The organism is Nitrospira sp., from assembly GCA_029194535.1.
In the GTDB taxonomy this organism is placed as follows: Bacteria; Nitrospirota; Nitrospiria; order Nitrospirales; family Nitrospiraceae; genus Nitrospira_C.
The window spans coordinates 308,815-331,681 of sequence record JARFXR010000002.1 but is presented as its reverse complement, the minus strand read 5'-3'; the positions used below and the strand labels follow the sequence as shown (position 1 = coordinate 331,681).

General features: G+C 61.9%; 21 protein-coding genes. 6 read left to right on the top strand and 15 right to left on the bottom strand.

The window, feature by feature from the left end; translation table 11 throughout:
- Both P0111_13035 and P0111_13030 read right to left on the bottom strand, forming a co-directional pair.
- Positions 1 to 987: an amidohydrolase family protein gene (locus P0111_13035; GenBank protein MDF0644947.1), complete on the bottom strand. Its 987-nt coding sequence runs from the start codon at positions 985 to 987 to the stop codon at positions 1 to 3.
- A gap of 51 nt (positions 988 to 1,038) precedes the next feature.
- Positions 1,039 to 4,464, bottom strand: coding sequence for an acyl-[ACP]--phospholipid O-acyltransferase (locus tag P0111_13030; GenBank protein MDF0644946.1), 3,426 nt, complete (start codon positions 4,462 to 4,464; stop codon positions 1,039 to 1,041).
- A gap of 213 nt (positions 4,465 to 4,677) precedes the next feature.
- On the opposite strand from P0111_13030, the gene P0111_13025 reads away from it, so the two are divergent.
- Together P0111_13025 and P0111_13020 are read left to right on the top strand one after the other, a co-directional pair.
- Positions 4,678 to 4,944 carry a hypothetical protein gene (locus tag P0111_13025; protein MDF0644945.1) on the top strand — a complete coding sequence of 89 codons (267 nt, stop codon included), beginning with the start codon at positions 4,678 to 4,680 and terminating at the stop codon, positions 4,942 to 4,944.
- On the top strand, positions 4,941 to 5,318 hold the full coding sequence (locus tag P0111_13020; GenBank protein MDF0644944.1) for a type II toxin-antitoxin system VapC family toxin: 378 nt from the start codon (positions 4,941 to 4,943) through the stop codon (positions 5,316 to 5,318). Before P0111_13025 ends, P0111_13020 begins: the two co-directional genes overlap by 4 nt.
- 30 nt (positions 5,319 to 5,348) lie before the next feature.
- Here the strand turns inward: P0111_13020 and P0111_13015 are convergent, their stop codons facing one another.
- Entirely contained in the window at positions 5,349 to 7,175 is a 1,827-nt protein-coding gene (locus tag P0111_13015) for a MutS family DNA mismatch repair protein (protein MDF0644943.1), read from the bottom strand.
- Between the two features lie 29 nt (positions 7,176 to 7,204).
- Between P0111_13015 and P0111_13010 the strand changes: the two genes are divergently transcribed.
- The 4 genes from P0111_13010 (at position 7,205) to P0111_12995 (ending at position 10,234) form a co-directional block, all read left to right on the top strand.
- Positions 7,205 to 8,077 carry a 50S ribosomal protein L11 methyltransferase gene (locus P0111_13010; GenBank protein ID MDF0644942.1) on the top strand — a complete coding sequence of 291 codons (873 nt, stop codon included), beginning with the start codon at positions 7,205 to 7,207 and terminating at the stop codon, positions 8,075 to 8,077.
- The gene (locus P0111_13005; protein MDF0644941.1) at positions 8,074 to 8,589 is read left to right on the top strand and encodes an MOSC domain-containing protein; all 516 of its coding nucleotides are present in this window, start codon (positions 8,074 to 8,076) and stop codon (positions 8,587 to 8,589) included. Before P0111_13010 ends, P0111_13005 begins: the two co-directional genes overlap by 4 nt.
- Complete coding sequence (locus P0111_13000) at positions 8,586 to 9,248, top strand: class I SAM-dependent methyltransferase (protein MDF0644940.1); 663 nt, start codon at positions 8,586 to 8,588, stop codon at positions 9,246 to 9,248. Before P0111_13005 ends, P0111_13000 begins: the two co-directional genes overlap by 4 nt.
- 158 nt (positions 9,249 to 9,406) lie before the next feature.
- Positions 9,407 to 10,234 carry a formylglycine-generating enzyme family protein gene (locus tag P0111_12995; GenBank protein MDF0644939.1) on the top strand — a complete coding sequence of 276 codons (828 nt, stop codon included), beginning with the start codon at positions 9,407 to 9,409 and terminating at the stop codon, positions 10,232 to 10,234.
- Positions 10,235 to 10,530: 296 nt separating this feature from the next.
- On the opposite strand, the gene P0111_12990 is transcribed toward P0111_12995, so the two are convergent.
- The 12 genes from P0111_12990 to oadA form a co-directional block, all read right to left on the bottom strand.
- A complete protein-coding gene (locus tag P0111_12990; GenBank protein ID MDF0644938.1) occupies positions 10,531 to 10,764 on the bottom strand; it encodes a hypothetical protein in 234 nt (77 codons plus the stop codon).
- 942 nt (positions 10,765 to 11,706) lie between these two features.
- Positions 11,707 to 12,156 carry a hypothetical protein gene (locus P0111_12985; GenBank protein MDF0644937.1) on the bottom strand — a complete coding sequence of 150 codons (450 nt, stop codon included), beginning with the start codon at positions 12,154 to 12,156 and terminating at the stop codon, positions 11,707 to 11,709.
- A gap of 9 nt (positions 12,157 to 12,165) precedes the next feature.
- Entirely contained in the window at positions 12,166 to 12,975 is an 810-nt protein-coding gene (locus tag P0111_12980) for an alpha/beta fold hydrolase (GenBank protein ID MDF0644936.1), read from the bottom strand.
- On the bottom strand, positions 12,972 to 14,228 hold the full coding sequence (locus tag P0111_12975; GenBank protein ID MDF0644935.1) for a hypothetical protein: 1,257 nt from the start codon (positions 14,226 to 14,228) through the stop codon (positions 12,972 to 12,974). The genes P0111_12980 and P0111_12975 overlap by 4 nt, the downstream gene beginning before the upstream one ends.
- 42 nt (positions 14,229 to 14,270) lie before the next feature.
- Positions 14,271 to 15,071 (bottom strand): bifunctional hydroxymethylpyrimidine kinase/phosphomethylpyrimidine kinase, encoded by an 801-nt coding sequence (thiD, locus tag P0111_12970; GenBank protein MDF0644934.1) that lies wholly within the window; start codon positions 15,069 to 15,071, stop codon positions 14,271 to 14,273.
- Positions 15,072 to 15,149: 78 nt separating this feature from the next.
- The gene (locus tag P0111_12965) at positions 15,150 to 15,632 is read right to left on the bottom strand and encodes a hypothetical protein (protein MDF0644933.1); all 483 of its coding nucleotides are present in this window, start codon (positions 15,630 to 15,632) and stop codon (positions 15,150 to 15,152) included.
- Positions 15,629 to 16,663, bottom strand: a complete 1,035-nt coding sequence (locus P0111_12960) for a HEAT repeat domain-containing protein (GenBank protein ID MDF0644932.1) — start codon at positions 16,661 to 16,663, stop codon at positions 15,629 to 15,631. Before P0111_12960 ends, P0111_12965 begins: the two co-directional genes overlap by 4 nt.
- Positions 16,664 to 16,978: 315 nt before the next feature.
- Complete coding sequence (gene tenA / locus P0111_12955; GenBank protein MDF0644931.1) at positions 16,979 to 17,647, bottom strand: thiaminase II; 669 nt, start codon at positions 17,645 to 17,647, stop codon at positions 16,979 to 16,981.
- A 112-nt stretch (positions 17,648 to 17,759) separates the two neighbouring features.
- Entirely contained in the window at positions 17,760 to 19,166 is a 1,407-nt protein-coding gene (sthA, locus tag P0111_12950; protein MDF0644930.1) for a Si-specific NAD(P)(+) transhydrogenase, read from the bottom strand.
- 57 nt (positions 19,167 to 19,223) lie between these two features.
- The gene (gene tpx, locus P0111_12945) at positions 19,224 to 19,886 is read right to left on the bottom strand and encodes a thiol peroxidase (GenBank protein ID MDF0644929.1); all 663 of its coding nucleotides are present in this window, start codon (positions 19,884 to 19,886) and stop codon (positions 19,224 to 19,226) included.
- Between the two features lie 16 nt (positions 19,887 to 19,902).
- The gene (locus P0111_12940) at positions 19,903 to 20,802 is read right to left on the bottom strand and encodes an alpha/beta hydrolase (GenBank protein MDF0644928.1); all 900 of its coding nucleotides are present in this window, start codon (positions 20,800 to 20,802) and stop codon (positions 19,903 to 19,905) included.
- 81 nt (positions 20,803 to 20,883) lie between these two features.
- Complete coding sequence (oadA, locus tag P0111_12935) at positions 20,884 to 22,839, bottom strand: sodium-extruding oxaloacetate decarboxylase subunit alpha (protein ID MDF0644927.1); 1,956 nt, start codon at positions 22,837 to 22,839, stop codon at positions 20,884 to 20,886.
- Between the last annotated feature and the right edge of the window lie 28 nt (positions 22,840 to 22,867).

Here is a 22,867-nt window from a genome sequence, read left to right as displayed (position 1 = left end):
TTAGAGCCGTTGGGCCGGTTGCGGCCGTGCAATGACGTCTCCGAGCGAGCGAAAGCCGAGTTCCAGCCCCCCACACACCTCGACCTGTCGATCGAACCGATTCTTCGTGCGGATCAGACGCCACATCGTGCGGAGCCCAACGCGTCCCCAGGCGGCCAGATGGAAGACCGAGAGGGGATAGTCGGTGCCGAAGAGCAGCCGCTCGTGGATCTCCGGATACCGGCGCAATTTGAGCAGCATCGCCAGGCGATTTGGGAGCGTCAACGCGGAGATATCGGCATAGAAGTTGGGATAGCGGCGGATGAAGTCACGCAGCGTGGGAAGAAATTTCTCGTAGACCATGAGGCCGTAGCTGCACGCATGGGCGGCAATGACGGTGGCGCCTTCATCGAGGGCCAATCGAAGACGGTCGGGATCTCCGACCGATTGATCTTTGCCGATCAAACTGAACTCGTAGCCCACGTGGCTCAAGAAAGGAAGTTTGCGCTCTGCGAGCGCCCGGTAGAACGGTCTGTACCGCGGATCGGCCGGGTTGAACTGTTGGGCATTCGGCAGCACCTTGACCAGCACGGCCCCGGCGTCGGCCACGCGATGCACCTCCTCCACCGCATCGCGCCGCTGTGGATTGACCGAGGTGCCCGCGAGAAAGTCCTGCGGATAGGCCTTGGCGGTCTGCAGCACGTACGCGTTGCTGATGAGAAAGTCGGTGTGGTCTTCGATCAGCCGTCCGTTGTGGTCGTACACGCCGTCCATGCCGAGGAGCACCGCCTTCTGCACATGGCGGGAGGCGCGGAGTTCATTCAGCAAGTCGTCGAGATATTTTCGATTGGCTTCGCGCGGTTTGTCAGGTGGCAGGCGGTGTTTCCACAGGAGAAACCGAAACAGCGGGCTCTTGAGGATCTTCGGCGAAATGTAGCACCCGTTGTCGCCGTCGGGCAGCGCCGCCAGATGTACGTGGCAGTCGATTAACGTTTTCTGAGCGATCATTGGCTAAGCGGTATTCGTTACTTGCCGAAACCCACACTCAGCACTCAGGACTCAGCACTCAGCACTTCCTAGGAGTCGCTCCATCGCGATGCGTTTGAGGCTGCGCAAGTCCATTTTCCCGGTTCCGAGCACCGGCAGCGCGTCCACCTTGAGGCAGTTGCCCCGGGACGGAATGAAGAGATTGGGCAACCCATCGTCGGCCAGTTTGGCCAGAATCGGCGGGATCTTCTCTTCGTCCACCGTGTGCAGGACGACCAGTTGCTCGCCTTTTCGGCTGTCGGGGACCCCGGTGACGGCAAAACTCTGTGTATCGAGGCCCGCAGCCTGGTGCAGGGCCTCCTCGACTGTTCCATGGGGCACCATCTCGCCGCCGATCTTGGAAAATCGGGACAGCCGATCGGTAATGGTCAGAAACCCGTCGTCGTCCAACAGCGCGAGATCGCCGGTGACGTACCACCCGTCCCGCAGGGCTTCGGCGGTGAGGTCGTCGCGGCCGAGATAGCCTTTCATGACGTTGGGCCCCTTCACGAGCAGCATGCCGGCCGTGCCGTCCGGCGACGGGGCAAACGTCTCCGGATCGACGATCCGCACGGAGACGCCTGGCAGCGGCTGACCCACCGTGCCGCGCCGTGACCCGGGCTGATAGTAGCCGGCCGCCCGGTAGTCCGGACAATTGACGGCGATGACCGGTGAACATTCCGTGACGCCGTAACCCTCGATGGGACCGATGCCGAACTTGTCCTCAACCGCCTGAGCCAGCCGCGCCGGCAGCTTCTCCGCTCCCGTCAGGATGACGCGCAGGGAGCTGAACTGTTCCGGCGTGCACCGCTTCAGATAGAGCTGCAGGAAAGTCGGAGTGGTCACCAGGAACGTGATCCGATACCGGCGGATCAATTCGCCGATCGCCGCGGCGTCCAGCGGGGAGGGGTGAAACACCAGGCCGGCGTTGTTGAACATGACGAGCCAGAAGACCAGATAGCCGAACGAGTGGAAGAAGGGCAGAATGCCGAGGATCCGTTCCTTCTCGTAGAGATGGAGCACCTGGCTGGCGGCTTGGGCGTTGGCGTCCACCGAAAAGTGGGACAGCATGACGCCTTTCGGCTCGCCCGTGCTCCCGCTGCTGAAAATGATCGTGGTCAGATCGTCCATCGACGGTGTTCGCTCGGTACCGCAGATCCGTTCGACGATGCGGGCCGGCGCCAGCGCGGCCAGGAGGGCGGCGGCGAGCTTTTGCGAGGTCCCGATCGTCTCCCGCACATCTTCCAGCCAGATGACGGACGGACCGTCCGGCAGAGCGAGTTTCGCTTTCTCCACGAACAATCTGCTGGTGACGATGGTGCGGATACCCGCAATCCGTACCGCCGCCTCCAGGCCTGCCTTGCCGACCGTGTAGTTCAGATTGACGGTGGTCTTGCCGCACAACGGCGCCGCGACGTTGACCAGCGCCGCCGCCACGGTCGGTGGGAGCAGCACACCGACTCGTTCCTGGTCCTTCCATTCGTGGCTGAGGCGTCTGGCCAGTACGATCGAACCGATGAGCGCCTGGAAGTAGGAGATGTGGGGACGTTGCTGGTCGGCCATGGCGAACCGGAGCGGATAGCGCCGCGCGGCTCTGATGAACTGCCGGTGCAGCGGGAGACGGTCGCCTTTGCGCAGGTACCAAGCCTCTTCCCCAAGGGCGCGAATTGCCTGGCGGATGCCGCGGACGTCGGTATCGGCCGGCATCGGCCGGCCGAAAGAGACGGTGACGGGATAGGGCAGTTGCTCCGGCCACTTCCAGAGCACCCGGCCGTCGTTGAAGCTGAAGATGCTTCCCCAGACGCGGTCCAGATGCACGGGAAGGATGGGCGCGGTCCGACCATTCATAATGCGTTCGAATCCGCGGCGGAACGGCAGCAGCGTGCCGGTCCGAGTGATCTGTCCCTCGGGAAACATGCAGACCAGCTCTCCCTGGTCGATCGCGGCTCCTGCGTCACGCAACGCGCGCAGCACGACCCGCAAGCCGCCTTCGGAAGAGATGGGGATCGCGCCGAGAAGTTTCATGAAGGGCTTGAGGAGCGCATGGTCCGCATAGCGCTGGTCGACGAGGAATCGCACGGGGCGGTCCAAGCTCGCGATCAGCAGGAAGCCGTCGATGAACGAGACATGGTTGGGAACCAGCAACGCGCCGCCCGAGGCCGGGACCTGCTCATGGCCGCGGATCCGGAGCCGATAGAGGGTGTTCGTCGCGATCACCAGGATGACGCGCAGCAGTGCCTCAGGCAGCAGCCGGAGCGCCCATCCGGTTCCGACGACGGTCAGGACCGCCGTGGCCAGGAAAATCCCCGTGGTGGACAGGCCGCCGGAGGCCAGCGCTCCGGCGCCCAGCGATCCCAATAGGATGCCGGTAAACACGCAGATATTTTCGAACGCGATGACCGAGCCTCGGCGATCCGCCGGGGCTCGCCACTGGATCAAGGCGTTCAGCGGTACGAAGATCAGCGCGCTGGACATGCCCAAGAGCACCATCATGGCCAGCGTGGCTCCGAGAGCCGGCGCGAACAGGCCCAGCGCGGACAACATGATTGCGACGCCGACCGCGCCCAGCGGGATCAATCCGTACTCCACGCGGCCTTGCGAGAGCCGGCCGACCAATCGCGCCCCGATCCCAATGCCGATCGAGAGCATCATCAGGGGCAACCCGGATTGCCAATCGGAAACGCCCAGCACCGCTTTGGCGTAGACGAGGATGTCCTGGGCAAACAGGCTGGCGATGGTCCAGAAGAACACGGCCCCCATAACCGCCAAGCGGAGCATGCGGTCCTTCGAAAGCGCGGACCAGGCGCCGCGTAATGTATCCGCCAGGCCTCCCTCCGCCCGCGCCGGGGGCACGTGGGGAATGATCCAGGCGGCGGTGAAGCCGATGACGGCCAGCCCCCAGAAGGTCAGCGGGGCGAGCCAGAGAGCCTCGCCGGTCAGCGACATCAAGATCCCTGGGGCCGCGGTGCCGGTCAGGATCGCGAGGAACGTCCACATTTCCAATCGCCCGTTGCCGGCTGCCAGTCGCTCGTGCGGTACCAACTCGGCAAGGATGCCGTACTTGGCCGGACTGAACAGGGCGCTGTGCACTCCCATCCCCCCGAGCACGATCAGCGGCAGGATGCCGCCGGCCTGGTTAAGCCAAAGGGCCAGCGTGGCGGTCCCCATCAGAAGGACTTCCACACCCTTCATGACGATGATGACGGTGCGTTTACTGACCCGGTCGGCGAGGAGTCCGGAGACAAGAGAGACAAGCGCGAGTGGAAGGGTGAAGACGACGAACGCGAGCGTCGTTTGCGCCTGGGAGGCCGCCTCAAGCTCAGGGCCCGGTGCCATGACCGACGAGAGCTGGCGGATACTCAGCAGGGCGACCATCAACTTCCAGGCGTTGTCGTTGAAGGCCCCGCAGAATTGGGCGATCAGGAGTCCGCGGAGGGGGTGTTGGGAGGCTTGCGTCATCGATCAGATCAAAGGAATCCGCGTAGGGTCGGATAAATATGGAGGAAGCGCCGGCAAAGGTCAAAGGAAACCGAGTGGCTCGTGCCGGCGAAGAGAAAGCTCGATAATCGGCTGCGCGTTGCTTGTCGGGCAGGCTCAGGTCGCCCAATTCTGACAGTCACCGTTCCCTCTGCCATCATAGAGGCACTTCTATAGGTTAGAGGAGGTGTCAGAATGCCCGGTGCAACGAAGCAGGCCAATTTCACCTTGCCCGAAGATCTGCTCGGTGAATTGAAGAGAACGGTTCCAAAGGGGGAGCAGAGCAAGGTCGTCGGCGACGCCTTACGTCATGAGCTCAAACGGATCAGGTTCAAGAAGGCCCTGGAGAGCAGCTTCGGGAGTTGGAAGAAGGAAGCGCATCCCGAGTTGGCTCGAGGCACACGACAGTTAGTCCGCTCGCTTCGGAAATCGTCCCGTTCGAGACGTGCCGGCGTCCGGTGAACAAGATCGTGTTTGACACGGACGTGCTCATCGATGCGCTCCGAGGCCGGGAAGCCGCCAGATTGTTTCTCAAAGATATGGTCGATCGGTTCGTGCCTTGTTGCTCGGTCATCACGGTCGCTGAAATTCATGTCGGGATGCGTGCTGAAGAAGAGGCCGCGACGCGAAGATTTCTCGGCAGCCTTGTGATTCTCCCAGTGACACAGGAGATTGCCGAAGTGGCCGGCCGTTTCAAAAAGAGGACGACGAGCCGCCGGTTGGAGTTGGCCGATTGTGTGATCGCCGCGACGGCATATGTCGAAGGGGCTCCCTTGGCGACGGGCGAGGTCAAAGATTACCCAATGCAGGAAATCACACTGTTGAAGGCTAGGTAACAGGACCCCTCAATCGCTCCCCCGTATTCTTCAACTTCCTTCGCCTCCGGGTTTCGGTACCGGCAATCCTTCCAGCTCCATAATCTTCAGTGCGTTGGTCGTCGGGCAGGGACCGGGTCGCAGCTTGTAATCGAACGACAGCGCGCCGTCCGCCACGCTCTCCTGAAAATGTGCGTTGAGCAGAGACGGAATGTCCTTCTCCAGATCCGTCAGTTCCAGATCGTGCGTGCTCACCAGTCCGAAGCCGTTTCCCGTCGAGAGCGCCGTGATATAGGCCCGGCTTCCGAGCAGACGTTCCAGGTTGTTCGTGCCCTTGAAGATTTCATCGATGAGAAACAGCACGGGCGGCGCGGTTCGATCGCCGATTGCATCGAGAATGGTCTTGAGGCGTTTGACTTCCGCGTAGAAAAAGGAGAGGCCTGCATCGAGGGAATCGTCGATGCGGATACAGCAGGCGAGCCGGCTCGGCGACCAGTCGAGCCGACTCGCGCAGACCGGTGCTCCTGCCTGGGCGAGGCAGAGATTGATGCCGATCGTCCGCAAGAACGTGCTCTTGCCCGACATGTTGGAGCCGGTGATCAGATGGAGGGAGCCAAGGCCGGCCAGTGCGAGATCGTTGGCGACGCGGGTCCGGGCCGGGATGAGCGGATGGCCGAGCGCGGAGGCGCGGACGGCGGTGTCAGCCGTTTGAGAGGGCCAGACGTAGGTCGGGTGCAGGAAGGCAAAGGTCGCCAACGCCGATGCCGCTTCCACTTCCGCCAATCGATCGAGCCAGACGGGGAGCTGTTGCGCGATATCCGCTTGTATGGCTCCCAGTTGCCTGGTGAACCACAGATCCCACGGGCAAAGCGCGTTCACGGCCAGGTGAATCAAGGGGTGTGCCTTCACGCTGATGCCGTGGAGCGCCTTGGCGGCGCGTTTCACCGAGGCCGAGGGACCGCGCCGGTCGTGCAGGAGCGGCGCGCAGGCCTCGCTCAGCGCCGACCGGCGGCCACGCGCACGACGTTCCAGATAGCCGAGCACGACGCCCAAACGTTCCATTTCGCCGTGCAGGCCGACCGCATGTTCCAGCAGTTCTTCTCCTTGGTCCGTCATCAGGTAGATGACGGCGTAGGCGCCGAACGAGAACATCCAATAGCCGGGCAGCCAACCGAGTAATGCGCCCAAGCCGAGCAGCAGAGTCGAGGCGGCCAGCACGCCCTGGACGGTGAGAATCAGAGACAGTCGGGGGAATCCGATCGGGTGGCTGAGCACGGCGGCGAGACGGCGGCCGTTGATTTCCTGCTCGCCGGTGAGGCGCGAGGCGAGCACGAGACGGTCTCGAAAGAGTGAGCGGGGAGTCAATTCTTGCGTCAAGCGGCGACGGGTTTCCCATTCTTCACGTGACGGAGGCTGCGCCAGCAGCCAGGAGGTCAGGCGATCACGGCCGTGGTCTGAGACGGTGGTGTCGAGCAGGTGCAGCAACGAGCGCGGGCCGACCAGGTCGAGATCGTTCGCATAGGGGTGCGATTCGGGGCGGGTCCCTGCCGGCAGCGGGATGGCGAGCCAATCCAAGCGGATCCGAGCCAGGTGAACCGACTTGATTGCATGCCACAGGCGCAACCTGTGAATCCGCTGTTCAAGCCTGCTATGATAAGACGCGATCAGCGCGAAGAGCACGACGAACCCGCCTAATGCCAGGTTGCCGGTCCGGTACCATTCGGTTTTGTAGAGCGCGACTGTGCAGATCAGGCCGGTGAGGAAGATCGCCAACCGCCAGGTCGTATAGGCTGAACTGGTTTTCGTACCGCGTGCAATCAATCGCTCGACCGATCTGAGAACACGCTGCAATTGGACCGCGCGCGAGAATGCCGCCATAGGTGATGGGACCTTACTGGAAGCCCGACATGTCGTCAACGCCTACCGATTGGGTCGACGTCCGCATCCTTTCCTGTCCTGAGGCAGGCGAATTTTTGGGACTGCTCGACGATCCCGACGTCGGCGGTGTCTGGGAAGAGGGCGAGGCGTTGCATCTCTACTGGCCGAGCGTTCGTTGGTCCTCCGATCGGTTGGAGCGGGTGCGACTCGCGCTGCGGCGGCTGCGCGGCGGAGGACAGCCGCTACCGGAGATTCGAATCGACTCGCTGCCTCATCAAGACTGGAACCGTCAATGGGCCGAATCCGTCAAGCCGTTGAGGATCGGACGGCGCATCGTCATCCGTCCGAGCTGGGAAGCGGTGGAGGTGCGAGCCGGTCAAATTGAGATCGTGCTCGATCCCAAGCAGGCGTTCGGCACCGGCCATCATGCGACGACCAGGATGTTGCTGGAATGGCTGGAGACGCTGGCGCTCGACGGAGCGACCGTACTCGACGTCGGAACCGGCAGCGGGATTCTGGCCATGGTGGCGCTGCGGCTCGGCGCCGTCCGAGCGGTCGGGCTCGATCACGATCCGGTCGCCGTCGAATGCGCGCAGGGCTGCGCGCGTGAAAACCGGTTCGGCGAGGAGCTTACGCTGAGTGACGAAACCCTGGCACGGGGCGAGCGGTTCGACCTCGTCCTCGCGAATCTGGACGGCGCAACCTTGACGAGCCTGTCGGACGAACTGGCTGTGGCCACCGGACGGAGGCTCCTCGTCTCGGGCCTGTTGCTTGATCAACGCCGAGAGACCGTGGAGGCGTTCGCACGCGCCGGACTCTACGAGGGCGAGGTGCGCGAGCTCGACGGCTGGGCGGCGATGGAATTCCTTCGCCCAGATGCCTGTGACGGGGCGGAGTCGTGACCGGACCGGGCCGACCGTCCTATCCGCACGTGCATCAGATCAATGTGTCTGACGGAGGGATTCCCAAGTATCCCCTGCTCGAGGGGGTCGTCGGAAAGAAAGGGCTCTCGGGCGATGCCCAACGCAATCGAAAGCTTCATGGAGGGCCTGAGCGGGCCGTCTGCCTGTATTCGCTCGATTTGATCGAGCGGTTGCAGGACGAAGGCCATCCCATCGATCCGGGGTCCTCGGGCGAGAATCTGACATTGGCCGGACTTGAGTGGTCTGACCTGGTGCCCGGTGTCAAGCTCAGCGTTGGACCGGAGGTGGAATTGGAAATTACGAGCTATTGCGCGCCGTGTGAACTGAACGCCCGATGGTTTCGCGACCGGGATATCGGCCGGATTCATCAGGAAAGCAATCCCGGGTGGAGCCGAGTCTACGCTCGCGTTCTAACAGGCGGCATCGTCAAGCCGGGGGACGCAGTCGAGGTAAAAGCGAAGTCTCAACCTATTTCGAGGGACTCTGCATGATGGATCGCATTCCGGAACCAGAGCTGATGGAGGACGAAACTCAGGTCGCCGCCTACGCCGATGCGGATTTCGCCGAAGAGAATCAGGGATTCGTCGATCGGTTTCGGGAATACTTTCCCGACTTTGCGGCGGGCCATATCCTCGACCTTGGATGCGGCCCCGGCGACATTCCGATCAGGCTGGCGAAAGCCTTCCTGGGATGCCGCGTCACGGGCGTCGATGCGTCGGCCCCGATGATCCGGCTGGCGGAGCGGGCGGTGCGATCGGAAGGATTGCAGGATCGGATCGTTTTCCAGTGCGAGCGGTTCGAACGGTTGCCGGGAGCGAACATCGTCGACGCGGCGGTCTCCAACAGCCTGCTCCATCATCTGCCCAACCCGCTTCAGTTCTGGAACAAGCTACGGCAGCTCGTGAAGCCCGGCTCTCCCGTGCTCGTCATGGATCTCCTCAGGCCGGATTCTCCGGAAGAGGCGCGAGCCATCGTGGATCGTTATGCGGCCGGTGAACCGGACATCTTGCGGAGGGATTTCTACAATTCGCTGCTCGCCGCTTTCACCGAGGATGAAATCACGTCGCAGCTGGCCCGCATGAACTTGACTCGTCTGTTGATCGACGTCGTTGACGATCGTCATTGGGTGGTCGGGGGCATCGTCCATTGATCAGGATGGTGAAATCGATATCCCTCTCACCCACCCAGCCCCGTCGCGCTGAAGCGCACCCCGTCCCGAGCGGCATTCGCGGTCGTTCGGACCTTTCAACGTATCGACATCATAGGCCGCGGAGGACCAACTTCCTTCGGTCTTGCCTGGGAAAGGGCGTGCTCCAACAGGTCGGGGTTGGGCGGGTGGGAGTGGCGACCGTTTTGGTCCTTCTGTCGGTCACGAATACGTATAAGATTGCCGACGCTCAGCTGGATCGATTGAGGAAGTCCAAAACAGTCGAGTCATCGGCCGCCAGCGAAACTCCCATGATCACGATTCCAGAAGGGGACTTCATCATGGGCGTCGACGGGACTCAGGCCTTGGAAGATGAGCGGCCGGCCCATCAGCCCTGGCTCGCGGCTTTTTCTATCGAGATTCATGAGGTCGCGACCGCCCAGTATGCCGAGTTTCTCAAGGCCACCGGCGGTCCGGCGCCCTGGCAATGGGACACAGTCGAGCTCTCCCGCCACGGTGATCGTCCCGTGATCGGCGTGGACTGGGCCGACGCGGACGCCTACTGCCGGTGGAGGGGAAAACGGCTCCCGACCGAGGCGGAATGGGAAAAGGCGGCGCGGGGGACGGATGGTCGCCTCTATCCGTGGGGTAACCAAACCCCAACGCAGGACCTGGCCAATTTCGCCCTCGGTGCTCGATTCAGTTACAGCCAGGTGCTGATGCCTGTACATTCGTACGAGCGAGGCCAGAGTCCTTTCGGCCTCTTGCAGATGGCCGGCAACGTCTACGAGTGGGTGCAGGATTGGTACGGAACGAATTACTACGAAGTGTCGCCCGATCGCAACCCGGCAGGTCCGGAGCAGGGCCAATTCAAGGTGGTGCGCGGCGGTTCCTGGTCTGATCTCCCCAAGTATCTCCTCACGTACGGACGGTTCAAGCTTCCTCCGGAGACGAGAAACAGCTATACCGGCTTCCGTTGCGCCAAGTAGGGGACTGGTGCCCTTCTCTTCACGGCGCCTGTCCCCCGAGACGCGGGAGCGCGGCGTCGTTCAGCCCGGATTCCGCCGTAGCAACAGAGAGATTGACCTCGAATGTCATTTCGACCACCGGGAGAAATCTGTTCTCGCTTCCAAGCGTGAAGATTTCTCACGGAGCCTGCCCTGAGTGAAGCCGAAGGGTTCGAAATGACAAGGCGATCAGGGGCTGATCGTCTGATTTCCAAACTGGTGGGGAACGCATCGCGCTTCCAACCCCACAGGCTCAAATCCAACTGCGGAATCCAGGTTCAGTAGATGCTCTTGTGGACCTCGGCGGAGAATGCGCTGGTATTCCCCGCGCTGTCATAAGCGGTCAGAGCGAAGTAGTAGGTCTGTCCTAGCGGCACGTTATCGACCTTATGGGTGGTGATCCGACCGATCGTAAAGGGAGACCCCGGATAGCTATAGGTCCCAGACGCGGTGCCGACGTAAACCTTGTAGCTTGCCAGGTCTTTTTCTGTACCCAGATACCAGGACAGCATCGCGTTTCCAGTTTTTGGGGGAGGAGGCGGCGTGCCGGACGACTGGCTTGGAGGCGCATTACCGGTCTGAGTGCCGGGAACTGGATTGCCTGAGGAAGGGCTCGGCTGACGATTGGTCGGTGTCGTGCTGCGAGGTGGATGAGAAGGTGGATGAGAAGAGGTGCCGGGGGCCGTCTGAGGCGCCGGCTTGGGATGGTCCGGAGGATTGCGCGACGAGGTGACCACGGGGGGGCAGCGGAGCCTGAAGCAGATTCACGAGGCCCGAGATGTTGGGCAAGTTCATCACAGCGCGCGAACCGCGGTACCGGCTGCTCGTCTCGGTCCCGTTTGCCGCAATCGGTTGAGCCGGACGCACGTTGGCTACAGGTTGGTGTCCAGCCTTGGTGGAAGCCACCGCGGCCATAGAAGTTCCCTGAGAAGTGTTGGAAAGGACCTCAGGATGCTTCGCCAGTCTGGGAGGCGGGGAAGCTGACGTTGAGGACGTGGCTGGCGAGACAGCGGCCCGGATACCGGTCTGCGCTTCCAAGGACAGACCAGGTGCCATGGGACGCTCGTGCTCGGCCACCGGCCTGAGAATCAAGCTGTGGCGCTTTCCGTCGACCTGATCCGCGCCGAATGCCTGCACCGTCATCGAAAGGACTGCCAGACAAACTGCAAGGCGACTCGGGAACGGTGACCTTATCGATGGTGTCTTTCGGAACCGAACAATGATCATTCGCGGGTCAGTTCGGAGGTGGTTCCCGTCGCGCATCGCAATCAGCGCGCCGAATCTCAGTCTGACGATTGGCGGCGGTGGACGGCATCGTTTTGACACGGAAGTCTGCAATTTGATGCGATAATTCCCATTCGATGGCAAATGAGAACTCAGTTCCCGCTTCGACGGAGATTATTACCCTGGAGGAAAGGCCCTGCGCGAAGTACCAATGCGAACGGAGTGGTGGATCAGTCCAGTAGGAGAGCGATCAGGAGGAGGACGGTCAACAGACAGAGCACGGAGAGATAGAACCTTCTGCTGCGATCGCCGAGCCACGCGGTTCTCCAGCTATCCGGATACAGCGTCTGATTTTCAACGATCAGGCCCTCTTCGTAGAAACCCAAAGCCTGCTCGATCTGGATCAGGACCTGTTTGGCTAAGCGATGACGGTGTTGCTGTTGCAGGATCAACGCGCAGAATAGCCCGCACCATGTGACGCCGACGACTCCCAACAAGAAGGTTTCCTGCGAGGAAAGTCGGTGCTTTTGGGGGCTGAGGAGGAGAGCAAACAGCATCACGATCAGCCCGAACGAGCCCATCGCCGTGAGTCGCATCATCTGCTCTCGACGTTTATACACCTCCTCTTTATACAGGGGATAGATGACCGTCAAAACTTGGTGCACGCCTTCCGTCAGCATCGGACTCCCCTAAACCCTCGATGGATCCAGATGCAGGGTCAGCCAATCGGCGATGGCGATCGTCATGCTGAGAAAATCTTCGCCTTTGCTGAACTGATGGTCTGCGCCCGGCAGCAGATCGAGCCGCTTGGGTCCCCGGAGCGCTTCCATCAATCGCCGGCTTTGATGGAGCGGAACCAACTCATCCCGGTCACCTTGCACGATCAAGGTCGGAGCGGTGATGCGCGTGGCCGGCTCATAGGCGACTTGTCGGAGACTGTCCTCGTACAGTCCATAGCCGAGCCGTCTTCGGTTCGGACCTCCGTGAATGTCCGGAACCATGTTCGTGTCCCTCCAGCGGGCCAACTCGTCCACTCCAAATTCTAAGCGAAGCTCTTCGGCAAAATCTACTACCGGACATTTGAGGCTCAAACAGGCGATAACGGGACGGTCAGCAGCCGTGAGGACCGCGACCAACCCGCCGAAGCTTGACCCCACCAGTCCGATCGGGCTCCGGCTGCGAGCGGCAACGAAATCCACGACCGTTTTGGCCTGGCCGAGCGCCAGCGACACGGTGATGTCTTCAAAACGGCCATCGCTCTCGCCGTGGCCGAAGAAATCGAATCGAAAGGTTGCGAAGCCCCGTTCATTGAGCAGGCGGGTCAAGGTCTTATTCGTCGTGCTGTGTTTGTTCGAGAGAAACCCATGGCAAAGCACCACAATTCCGCGGGCTTGCACGGGCGAGCTGAGGACGGCGGATACGCGATGCCCCTGTGCATCCCGGATCGTGACCGGTTCTTCCATTCCGTGACCGGGTACGGCAGATTGGTCTCCGGTCATGCCGCATCTTTGGCCGGCGGGTCACCGAACACCCAGGCAAGTTTGACCGAGAAGAGCGTGAGCGAAGTCAGGAACAGAATGAACGTCAGCCACACCGCCGTCTGCACCGCGACCGAACCGAGCGGTGCGGTCCAAGTCAGGGTGGCCACCAGGCCAAGCCCCAGCGTTCCCATGCTCAAGCCGGCGACTTGAGCGATGCGCCACCGATTCACGATGCGGTTCAGCCTGTCGAGGTAGGGCCCACGTTTCTTGTTGCTGGCGATCCGCTGTGCGGCGAGCGTCACCGGTACCAAATGGGAGATCGCCCCGAAGATGGTTTGCATGACGAAGCCGACCAGCGCCGTATGGGTATAGGCCACCAGGTGCAAGGTGCCGAACGGCAGAAAAGGATGCTCGCCTAGATAATTGGCCGCCACCAGCAGACCCATGAATACCGCCAAGACCAAGAAGAACGTCGCGGTCAACAGATGGTCCGATGCAGCATTACCCGCATGGCCGGAGGTCCGCCAAGTGACAAACAGGTTGAAGGCGTAGAGGCACAGTCCCGTGGCCAGGACGGCCCCGCCGATGAATTCGATGGACAGGGACGAGAGGGCAAACCCGCCGATCAGCAATGCGATACCTGCCGGCAGCAGGATAAACACCAGTCTGGCAAGACGCGGGCTGTGAAGTGGCTGTTGCAGGACGGTCGGAAGCAAGTTGTGCATGGTTCCGACGATCGTCACCGTGACGAATCCCATTAGGTTTAGATGCAGATGGATCAGCCTCGCCGCACCGGTCCAAGCCGGCTGAATGAGTTGCGCTGCCAAGCCGATGCCTAGCGCGAGCCCGCCCGCCAGGGCCGCCAGGGCCAGGGCGTAGTACCAGACATTCAGCGGAGGTCGATTGAGGCTTCGACGGGCTTGTTGCCATGTGTCTCGGGCGACCCAGAAGAAAGCCACGAACACCATGCAACCTGCGGCGGCCACCACCTGATAATCGCGGAATCCGAATCCCAGGACGAGCGCGAGGGCCCCGCCGTTCATCGTCGCGAAGAGTACGGGATGGGAATCCCGGCGGTCACGGCCGGTCATGAGCAGCGTGGATACAAAGGTCAGCATGGCCCCCATGATGATCTGCGCGACCCCGCCGACCAAGGCGCCGTGCACATGCACGAGTCTCAATCCCGGCGGCAGCGGGGTGCCGTGAACCAATCCAATCAGCAGGGCCAGACCCAGCAACGAGGCAAGCAGGAGCCAGGCAAATCCGGTCATGATGAAGGTCAGGGGGCGACAGAGGGGAAGCGGCATCGAGCGTCAGGTGTCCAGAAAATAGAAATGATTGGTCGGGCCATGCCCGTGACCGATTGCCAAGCCGTGCCGGATGGCTTCGGTCAGATAGGTCTTGGCGGTGTGGATCGCGTCATTGAGCGCCTTGCCGCGGGCCAGTTGGGCGGTAATGGCGGAGGCGAAGGTGCAGCCGGTTCCGTGGGTGTGCGGGGTTTCGATGAACGGGCTGCGAAATACGTTGAAGAACCGTCCGTCATAGAGCAGATCGGTGCCCCGCTCGGCGAGCAGATGGCCGCCTTTGATCAGGACGTGCCGGCAGCCGAATCCGTGGATCACCTTGGCGGCTCGGCGCGCGTCAGCCAGCGACGTGATCTCGATGCCGGACAGCTGCTGCGCCTCATGGATGTTCGGCGTGACGAGCAGGGCGAGCGGGAACAACCGCGTCTTCAAGGCTTCGATCGCCTCCGGCTTCAGCAGGGGATGGCCGGTTTTCGAGATCATCACCGGATCCAACACCATGCTGGCGATGTTCTGCGGTTTCAGAAGTTGAGCCACGACCTCGACCACGGCTGCCGAGGACAGCATTCCAATCTTGACCCCCGCCACGTCGAAGTCGTCAAACACGGCGTCGAGCTGCGCCGCAACGATCGAGGTGGGGAGCTCAAAGACTTCGGTCACTTCCTGAGTATTCTGGGCGGTAATCGCCGTGATCACGGACATGGCAAAGACGCCGTTGGCCGACATGGCCTTGATGTCCGCCTGGATACCGGCCCCTCCGCCGGAATCGGACCCGGCAATCGTCAGGACTTGTTTGAGTGTGGTGCTCATAGGGTATATCTAGCTCAGGGAGCCGGATGTCTTTATAACTCAGGGCATCGGGCCTGTCTAGCAACGGGGCACAGTCGGTCAGCGCACCAGCAGGCGGCCGAGGACTCGTCCGATGGCGTAACCGACCGGCAGCAGTCCGGTCAGTCCGATCGGGAGAAAGATGTATACGAGGGCGCCTTGCGCGTCGGGAAACCACAGGGTGGCCATATGAACCCAGGCACTGAGTCCGATCGCTCCGAGGCAGGCCGCCACCACACCCGCCATTCGTCGTCTGACCAGCAACAGAGGCTGGCTTGCGGTCATTCCGAGATGGAGCAGCAGAAAGAGGGCGAGAAGGACGAAGGGAATCGTATTCAGCAGCCCGACCAGAAATAGATTGTAGCCCGGCGCAAAGAGGTGGAGCCGCCATTGGTGTAGCGCCTGTTCGATGGACTGGTGATGTTTGAACAGGTCCACCAGGATCACGGCAATCCAGGGTATGGTTAAGCCCAGCCCGATGCAGGTCCAGTACAGGATTACGGTAGCCCGCTCGGGTCGCGAATCCGAGCGTGTACGGCTCACGGTGGTCCTCCGTTCCTGAGCGGCGCCGATTCGATCGACCGCAGGGCGTCCGCCACCGCATCGCGGACGACAGGGTCCTGGTCGGCACGGGTCTGTCCAAGAGCAGACAGAGCCTGAGCGGCGGCGGGGCCGATGGCCCCAAGCGCTTCGACCGCCAGGTACCGGTGCAGGGGGAGGCGGTCGTTGAGGAAGGGGATGATCGCGGGTACCGCTTCCGCCGCCGGCGGTCCCAGTCTGGCGAGCTGCTGCAATGCGTCCTCCCGGCCGTCCCGCCGTTGCAGTCGCGCCATGAGCATCTGGACGTCGGTGCGATGGACACCGCCGCCGCGATCCAACGCGATCCGTGCCAGCGAGGCGACGGTCTTGTCCGGGTCTTTCTGCAGGCCGGCCAACGGGGCGAGCGCCGTGGTCGGGATCGGGACGGCAAAGGCGAACAGCGAGACGGCGCGATGTCGGACCATCGCAGACCGATCGAAAAGTGCCGTCGTCAATGCGGCCGACACATCGGTCTGCGGCACGCCGATCGCGCCGAGCGCCTCGATCGCTCGTTCACGCGCAAGATCGTCCTCGTCCGCCAGCATCTTGATCAGCGCCGGTACGGCCGGCTTCGCGAGCAGTCCCAGACTGCCGAGCAGGGAGCAGGTGTGACGTCTGACGTCCGCATCCGAGTCGCTGAGGCCCGGCAAGGACTCTTGCATCACTCGGCGAGCCGCCTGAAGATCCACAGACCGGAGCGCGGCTGTCGCCGAAGTCCGCATAAGCCAATTTGTATGGTGGAGAGCCAGATCGACGAGCAGGGGCACAGCGGGACGCGCATCCTCGCCCGACTCCGACAGCCATTGTGCCGCCAGCATCTGAGCCTGTAAATCATGGCCCTGCAAATCCTCGATGATTCCAGGCACGGCCCGAGCGCCGGTGTGCAGCCAGAACGTCAGTCCCAACAGGCCGGCACCGATCACCAAGGCAAGGACATGCCCCGCGATTCGCCGCGGAGTGAGGATGGTATGAGAAACAGCCTGTTCCGTGTTCACTCCGCCTTTCTGATATACAGAAATTCGAATGTCTAATGAATCTTTCTTCACCCTCTCTCCCGTTCCTGGCAAGTGATGACGTATCACAACCGGCGGGAGGCTGGGAGGGTCTCGAAGCGAAATCAGAGCGCCGTTGGGGCAAATACACTCTACTGCTGAAGGGGCGGCGATGACCTGGAGTCTCATCGGCCCGCAGCGGGGGTCCCTACACCGGGCGGGGGTGCGAGGACGGCGAGGCTCCAGGTCATTGACAGGACCCATGACCGGCGCTCTGTGGCTGCGAGCGGAGAGAGCCTCCAGCCCGGGCCTGCCCTTCTACACCGGCCACTCTTCTTCGTTCCAGGCCATTTCCCAGAACATCCATTCGTAGCGTGAGCTGATCACGAAGGACTCTTCCATCCTGCGCCGTTCTTCCTGTCCCGCGGTTTTCGCCCAATGATCGACTTTGCGTCTCATCCATTGTTGCACGTCGGCGAATTCCGGGGACGCGTAGAGCAGGAGCCAGTCGCGATAGGGGTGAGTCTTCTTCGGGGCTCCGTGTTTCAAGAAGTGCCGCCCCACGACGCAATAGATCCAGGCACAGGGGAGCGCGACGACGGTGATCTCTGCGGCCGAACCGGATGCGGCCACTGAAAGCATGTGCCTGGTGTACGCGTAGTTTGTCGGCGCCATCGGGACGGACGTCATTTGTCGGGCGGTCATCCTCCACCGTTTGCCGTAGCCCTCATGGAGACTCCGCTCGACGGTGATGGTGTCTTCCGCGAGTTTGGCGAACCGAAGCCCCGATTCCGAGTCTGGCGCACGCAAGGCGCCGGCCGCGAATACGCGGGACAGATCGCCGAGGAAGCGCGCGTCCTGCAGGATGTAGTAGCGGAATTTGCGCTGAGGCAAGGTTCCGTTGCCCAGCGCCACGACGAAGGGATGCGAGAGTTGTGCAGTCCAGATCGGCTCGGCCAGCTTCCGCAGATGCTCGCAAAATGACATCAACGTCTCCTTTTCGAACATGGCTTCCCATGAAGCCGACCCCGAGGTGGAAGACCAGGGGGCAATTCAATGCGCCCGCGTGTCACGCTTCACGAGATACGCCTCACGCACTTCATTTCGTTGGCACCCACGGTCTCGGCAAACGATTGATGCCGTCGAGGGCGGCAACCTTGTAACATTCGGCGAGCGTGGGGTAGTTGAAGACCGTGTCGATGAAGTAGTTGATCTGCCCTCGGTAGGCCATGACGGCCTGTCCGATGTGAATCAGCTCGGTGGATCCCTCGCCGATGGCATGGACGCCGAGAAGTTGGCGGGTCTGCCGGTGGAACAGCAGTTTGAGCAACCCGGTTTCGTCACCGATGATCTGGCCCCTCGCGATTTCACGATACCGCGCGATTCCGATGCCGTAGGGGATGTCCGCCTTTGTGAGATCTTCCTCGTTTCGTCCCACCATGGAAATTTCCGGGATGGAATAAATTCCGTAGGGGAGCAGCTCCGTGTCGGTCCCGTCCGGAACTCCGAAGGCATGGCAGGACGCATGACGGCCCTGTTGCATCGACGTGGAGGCAAGGGCGGGAAAACCGATTACGTCCCCGACCGCATAGACATGGGGTATTGCTGTTTGAAAGTGTTCGTTGACGCTCAGGCGGCCGCGGGTGTCCGGGTTGAGCCCCACCGCGCTGAGATTGAGATCCTGGGTCGCGCCCACGCGGCCGATCGCATACATGAGCGTGGCGGCCGCGGTCGGGCCCGTATGCCGGAGTTGGACATGAATCAGGCCGTCCTGCTGCTTGTGGATCGAGACGACTTCCTCGTTGTGGCAGAGCGTGACGCCGATCTCCTTCATCTGCTGTTGCAGCGCCTGGATGATTTCCGCGTCCACGAACTCCAAGAGTCTGGGACGTTTGTCGATCAGGGTGACGGGCACGCCCAGAGCCGCGAGCATCGAGGCGTACTCCGTTCCGATGACTCCTCCCCCCACGATGACGATGGACTTGGGGATGTGCTTGAGCGTCAACAGCTCGTCGGTGTCGATGACGGACTCGTGATCGAAGGGCACTTCGACCGGCTTGGCCGGCTCCGATCCCACGGCGATGACGATGAAGTCGGCCTCGTGCTCGACCCGCTCTCCGCCCGCCTGGGTGATGCGCAGCCGGTGAGAATCGACGAAGCTCGCGGTTCCGTAGATCATGTCCACCCGGTTGCGCGCCATCTGGTTCTCGACGATGCCGACCTCGTTCTTGATGACGTGATTGGTGCGATAGGCAAGGTCCTCGATGGTGATGGTCGTCTTCAGCCGGTAGTCGGCTCCGTACATGCTCCGCTGCCGAAAGCCAGACAGGTAGAGGACCGCTTCGCGGAGGGATTTACTCGGAATGGTTCCAGTGTTGATGCAGACGCCGCCGACGACTTCCTTGCGTTCCACGATCCCGACTTTTTTCCCGAGCTTGGCCGCCTGCACGGCGGCCTTTTGTCCCGCGGGGCCTGTGCCGATCACCAGGAGGTCGTAGCGACTCATCGGTTGCCTTGGTTCGTGTGCGGATGCAAGGTTGGTGTGGCCGGGAGACCCCTGTGGTCAGTTCGCCGTAATCAACGACCGCGCTACGTTAAAGGATTCTTCCATGTCCGGCAGCTGGCCCAGTTCCGGGGTGACCTGGAGATGTCGGACTTTATTGTGCGAATCCACCACCATGACGGCTCGGGCCAGGACGTGGGGGTCCTTCAGGAACAGCCCGTAGGTCTTCCCAAAGTCGGCGCCTCTATAGTCCGACAGAAACGTGACATTGGCGATCTTGGCTTCGGTCGCGAATCGCTTCTGGGCGAACGGTGTATCGATGCTGACGGTGATCAATTCCACCATCCGGTCCAGTCCCTTGTTCTGCTCACTGAGGATGTGTGTCTGCTGTTCGCAGACCTTCGTATCCAGCGACGGCACAACGCTGATGATGCGGACCTTGCCCTTGCCTTTGGTCTCCGCGATATTGACGAGCGAGAGATCGGTCTGGACCACCTTGACGTCGCGCAACTGGTCGCCGGCCTTGATGCCGGTTCCGGTCAGGACCAGCGGGCTGCCCTTGTAGAGGACCGTGTGTCCCTCCCCCGCCTGTACCGTTCCGTCCGCGACGGGAAGGTTCTTGTATGCGAAGACGGAGCCCGAGCCGGACTGTGCACAGCCAGCAACGGCAAGCGCGACGAACATCAGCAGAAGCAGCCGTCGGCGAATAATCGGGGCGGTCATACGATCCTCCGTTCGGTTACGACTCCGCGGTTGCGGATGCGACAAACTCCATTATAGCCTGATTCACCTGTTCCGGCTGTTCCCATTGCGGAATATGTCCGGCCTGAGGGATGGTCACCAGTTTCGACCCCTTCATGGTCCGGTGCAAGTCTTCGCCGACGGCAACGGGGAAAACTCGATCTTCCTGGCCCCAGAGAATCAGAGTCGGATGGGTTATCGTTCCGAGGCGCGGTGCAAAGTCGGTTTCCCACACCGGCAGACTGTCCCGCAAGGCCATCAACGGTGGGATGATACCGGGGCGCCGGCGGTTCCGGTTCGACCGTTCGAGCACGGCGGGCGTAAGGAGGGCCGGATCGTGGACTATTTCCTGCAGGATCGATTCGACCATCAGTCCTCCGAAGAGCCAATTGCCGAAGGAAACCATCCAGGTCGGTGCCCGGGATTCCAGCGCCCGTTTGATCGTCGGACTCGTGAGCTTGTTCGCGACCTGGTTCGGTAGACCGTCGATAAGGATCAGTTTGTCGACGCGCTCAGGACGGGTCAAGGCCATCCCGAGGGCCAGCCCGGCCCCCATCGAACTGCCGACGAGGGTGGCCCGGGATAGCTGCAAGGTGTCCATGAACTCCGCGAAGTAGTCGAGCAACTGCTCGGGGGTATAGGCGATATCCGGCTTGTCGGAGAGCCCGGAGCCGATCAGATCCGGGGTGATCAGGCGGAAGTGCCGGCCCAGGACAGTCTGTTGGTGTTCCCACTGCCACATGGATCCGCCGAACCCGTGAATGAGGATCACCGGGGCGCCCTGTCCGATGTCCAGATAGGCGATCCTTTGTCCGTGGACCAAGGCGGTGTGGACGGGAATGCGTTCGAAGGCGTCGAACTGGGTCGGAATCGCAGTGGGCGATGAACAGGCGGTCATCGGCAGCCAGAACAGCAGCGTGGTCAGAAGCCGATGGAGGCCGACAGGGGTCTGGCTGGCGGTACCAAACGGCGGAATGGTCTACTCCAGCTGGATGAGGGTCTCGTCGGTTCGAACGTTTTCCCCTTCCTCGACCAGAATCCCCGTCACCGTCCCATCGATCGGTGCAGGGACCTGACTCTCCATCTTCATGGCCTCGATGATGAGCAGAGGATCTCCGGTCATGACGCGATCGTCCTTGGCGACCAGGATCTTGACGACGCGACCCGGCATCGGGGGAGCGACGTCGCCGGGTTTGGCCGGTTTGGGCCGTTTGGGCTTGGCTCCGCCGGCGGTCTCCGTGGCCTCGGGCGTGCCGGCCAGGACTTCCTGGATCGCTTCGAGGGACACCTCTTCGAGTTTGTCGTTGACCCGGATGTAATAGGGTTTCCGTCCGTCAACTTTGCGTCCGGATCCGGACACCTTCACGTGATAGGTTTCGCCATGGACGGTCACATTGAATTCCACCGGAGCCAAGTGGAGTTCGCCCGCGACGGCCGGACCTTTCGGCAGGCTTCCCTCCAGCGGCTCCGGGACCAGATCCCCCTTCTCGCGGGCCTCGAAGAAGTCGCGGGCGATGGCTGGAAAAAGAACAAACGACAGGTGATCCTCGACCGTGTCGGCGGATGCGGGCAGATCCTTCCTGGTCGCTTCCATTTCCGGTTCCAGTCGATCGGCGGGCCTGGTCTTGATCGGTTCATCGTCGCCGATGGCGCGAGCCATGACGTCGTGGGCCACTTGCCCCGGCGCGCGACCGTACAGGCCGAGAAAATAGTTCTTCGTTTCATTCGTGATGACCTTGTAGCGCTCGCCTGTGAGGACGTTCAGGGTCGCCTGAGTGCCGACGATCTGGCTGGTCGGCGTGACCAGCGGCGGATATCCCATGTCTTTCCGGACCCGGGGAACTTCGTCGAGCACCTCCTTCATGCGGTCGAGCGCGTTCTGTTCGGACAGCTGCGCGGCGAGATTGGACAGCATGCCCCCGGGAATCTGGGAGGTGAGAATCTCGGCGTCGACGCCCGTGACGTCGCTTTCGAACTGCCGATATTTCCGCCGCACCGTGCGGAAGTGGTCGGCGATCGGTTGAAGGGCCGTGAGCTCGAGCTTGGTGTCGTATGACGTGCGCTGCAACGAGGCCACGATCGATTCGGTCGGCGGATGGGAGGCGCCGCCGGCCAGGGGGGAGATGGCGGTGTCGACGATGTCGAGGCCCGCCAGAACGGCCATGAGCGCGGACATCGTGCCCATGCCGGAGGTGTAGTGGGAATGCAGATGGATGGGCACCCCGACCGCCTGCTTCAGACTCTTGACCAGCAGGTAGGCGTCCATCGGAGCCAGCAGTCCGGCCATGTCCTTGATGCAGATCGTGTCGGACCCGAGGTCCTCCAACCGTTTGCCCATCTCGACGAATCCTTCCAGCCGATGGACGGGACTCACGGTGTAGGAGATGGCCGCCTCGACATGTTTCCCGCAGGCTTTGACCTCCTGGATCGCCCGTTCGAGATTGCGGATGTCGTTGAGGGCGTCGAAGATACGGAAGACGTCGATGCCGTTGGCGGCCGAGCGCTCGATGAACCGGTCCAGCACGTCGTCCGCATAATGCCGGTATCCGACGATGTTCTGCCCGCGGAGGAGCATCTGCAACTTGGTGTTCGGCATCGCGGCGCGCAGCGCCCGCAGCCGTTCCCAGGGATCCTCCTTGAGGAAGCGTAGACAGGTATCGAAGGTGGCGCCGCCCCAGACTTCCAACGACCAGAATCCGACCGCGTCCAGCTTTTGGGCGATCGGCAGCATGTCCTCGGTCCGCATGCGCGTGGCCAGGAGGCATTGATGCCCATCGCGCAAGGCCACTTCGGTCACGAGCACCTGCTTGCCCGCCGCCGGCTGAATCGGCCAATCCTGTTTTAGAACGCCCCGCTTCTTCGGCGCCCTGGTCGCCGGAGTTTGGGAACGTTTCTTGTGCGTCGGTTTCTTTCCGGATGACCGTTTCGTAGCCATGGCTTCTCGCTTAGATCATGAACAATCG

What these genes read in the sequence shown, in the direction of transcription:
- P0111_13030 (MDF0644946.1), bottom strand. Translation starts at nt 4,464, where the DNA reads ATGACGCAAGCCTCCCAACACCCCCTCCGCGGACTCCTGATCGCCCAA.
- P0111_13000 (MDF0644940.1), top strand. Translation starts at nt 8,586, where the DNA reads ATGATGGATCGCATTCCGGAACCAGAGCTGATGGAGGACGAAACTCAG.
- P0111_12985 (MDF0644937.1), bottom strand. Translation starts at nt 12,156, where the DNA reads ATGCTGACGGAAGGCGTGCACCAAGTTTTGACGGTCATCTATCCCCTG.
- sthA (MDF0644930.1), bottom strand. Translation starts at nt 19,166, where the DNA reads ATGAGTCGCTACGACCTCCTGGTGATCGGCACAGGCCCCGCGGGACAA.
- P0111_13025 (MDF0644945.1), top strand. Translation starts at nt 4,678, where the DNA reads ATGCCCGGTGCAACGAAGCAGGCCAATTTCACCTTGCCCGAAGATCTG.
- P0111_13015 (MDF0644943.1), bottom strand. Translation starts at nt 7,175, where the DNA reads ATGGCGGCATTCTCGCGCGCGGTCCAATTGCAGCGTGTTCTCAGATCG.
- oadA (MDF0644927.1), bottom strand. Translation starts at nt 22,839, where the DNA reads ATGGCTACGAAACGGTCATCCGGAAAGAAACCGACGCACAAGAAACGT.
- P0111_12980 (MDF0644936.1), bottom strand. Translation starts at nt 12,975, where the DNA reads ATGACCGGAGACCAATCTGCCGTACCCGGTCACGGAATGGAAGAACCG.
- P0111_12990 (MDF0644938.1), bottom strand. Translation starts at nt 10,764, where the DNA reads ATGCTGTCCTGGTATCTGGGTACAGAAAAAGACCTGGCAAGCTACAAG.
- P0111_12975 (MDF0644935.1), bottom strand. Translation starts at nt 14,228, where the DNA reads ATGACCGGATTTGCCTGGCTCCTGCTTGCCTCGTTGCTGGGTCTGGCC.
- thiD (MDF0644934.1), bottom strand. Translation starts at nt 15,071, where the DNA reads ATGAGCACCACACTCAAACAAGTCCTGACGATTGCCGGGTCCGATTCC.
- tenA (MDF0644931.1), bottom strand. Translation starts at nt 17,647, where the DNA reads ATGTCATTTTGCGAGCATCTGCGGAAGCTGGCCGAGCCGATCTGGACT.
- P0111_13035 (MDF0644947.1), bottom strand. Translation starts at nt 987, where the DNA reads ATGATCGCTCAGAAAACGTTAATCGACTGCCACGTACATCTGGCGGCG.
- P0111_13010 (MDF0644942.1), top strand. Translation starts at nt 7,205, where the DNA reads ATGTCGTCAACGCCTACCGATTGGGTCGACGTCCGCATCCTTTCCTGT.
- tpx (MDF0644929.1), bottom strand. Translation starts at nt 19,886, where the DNA reads ATGACCGCCCCGATTATTCGCCGACGGCTGCTTCTGCTGATGTTCGTC.
- P0111_12940 (MDF0644928.1), bottom strand. Translation starts at nt 20,802, where the DNA reads ATGACCGCCTGTTCATCGCCCACTGCGATTCCGACCCAGTTCGACGCC.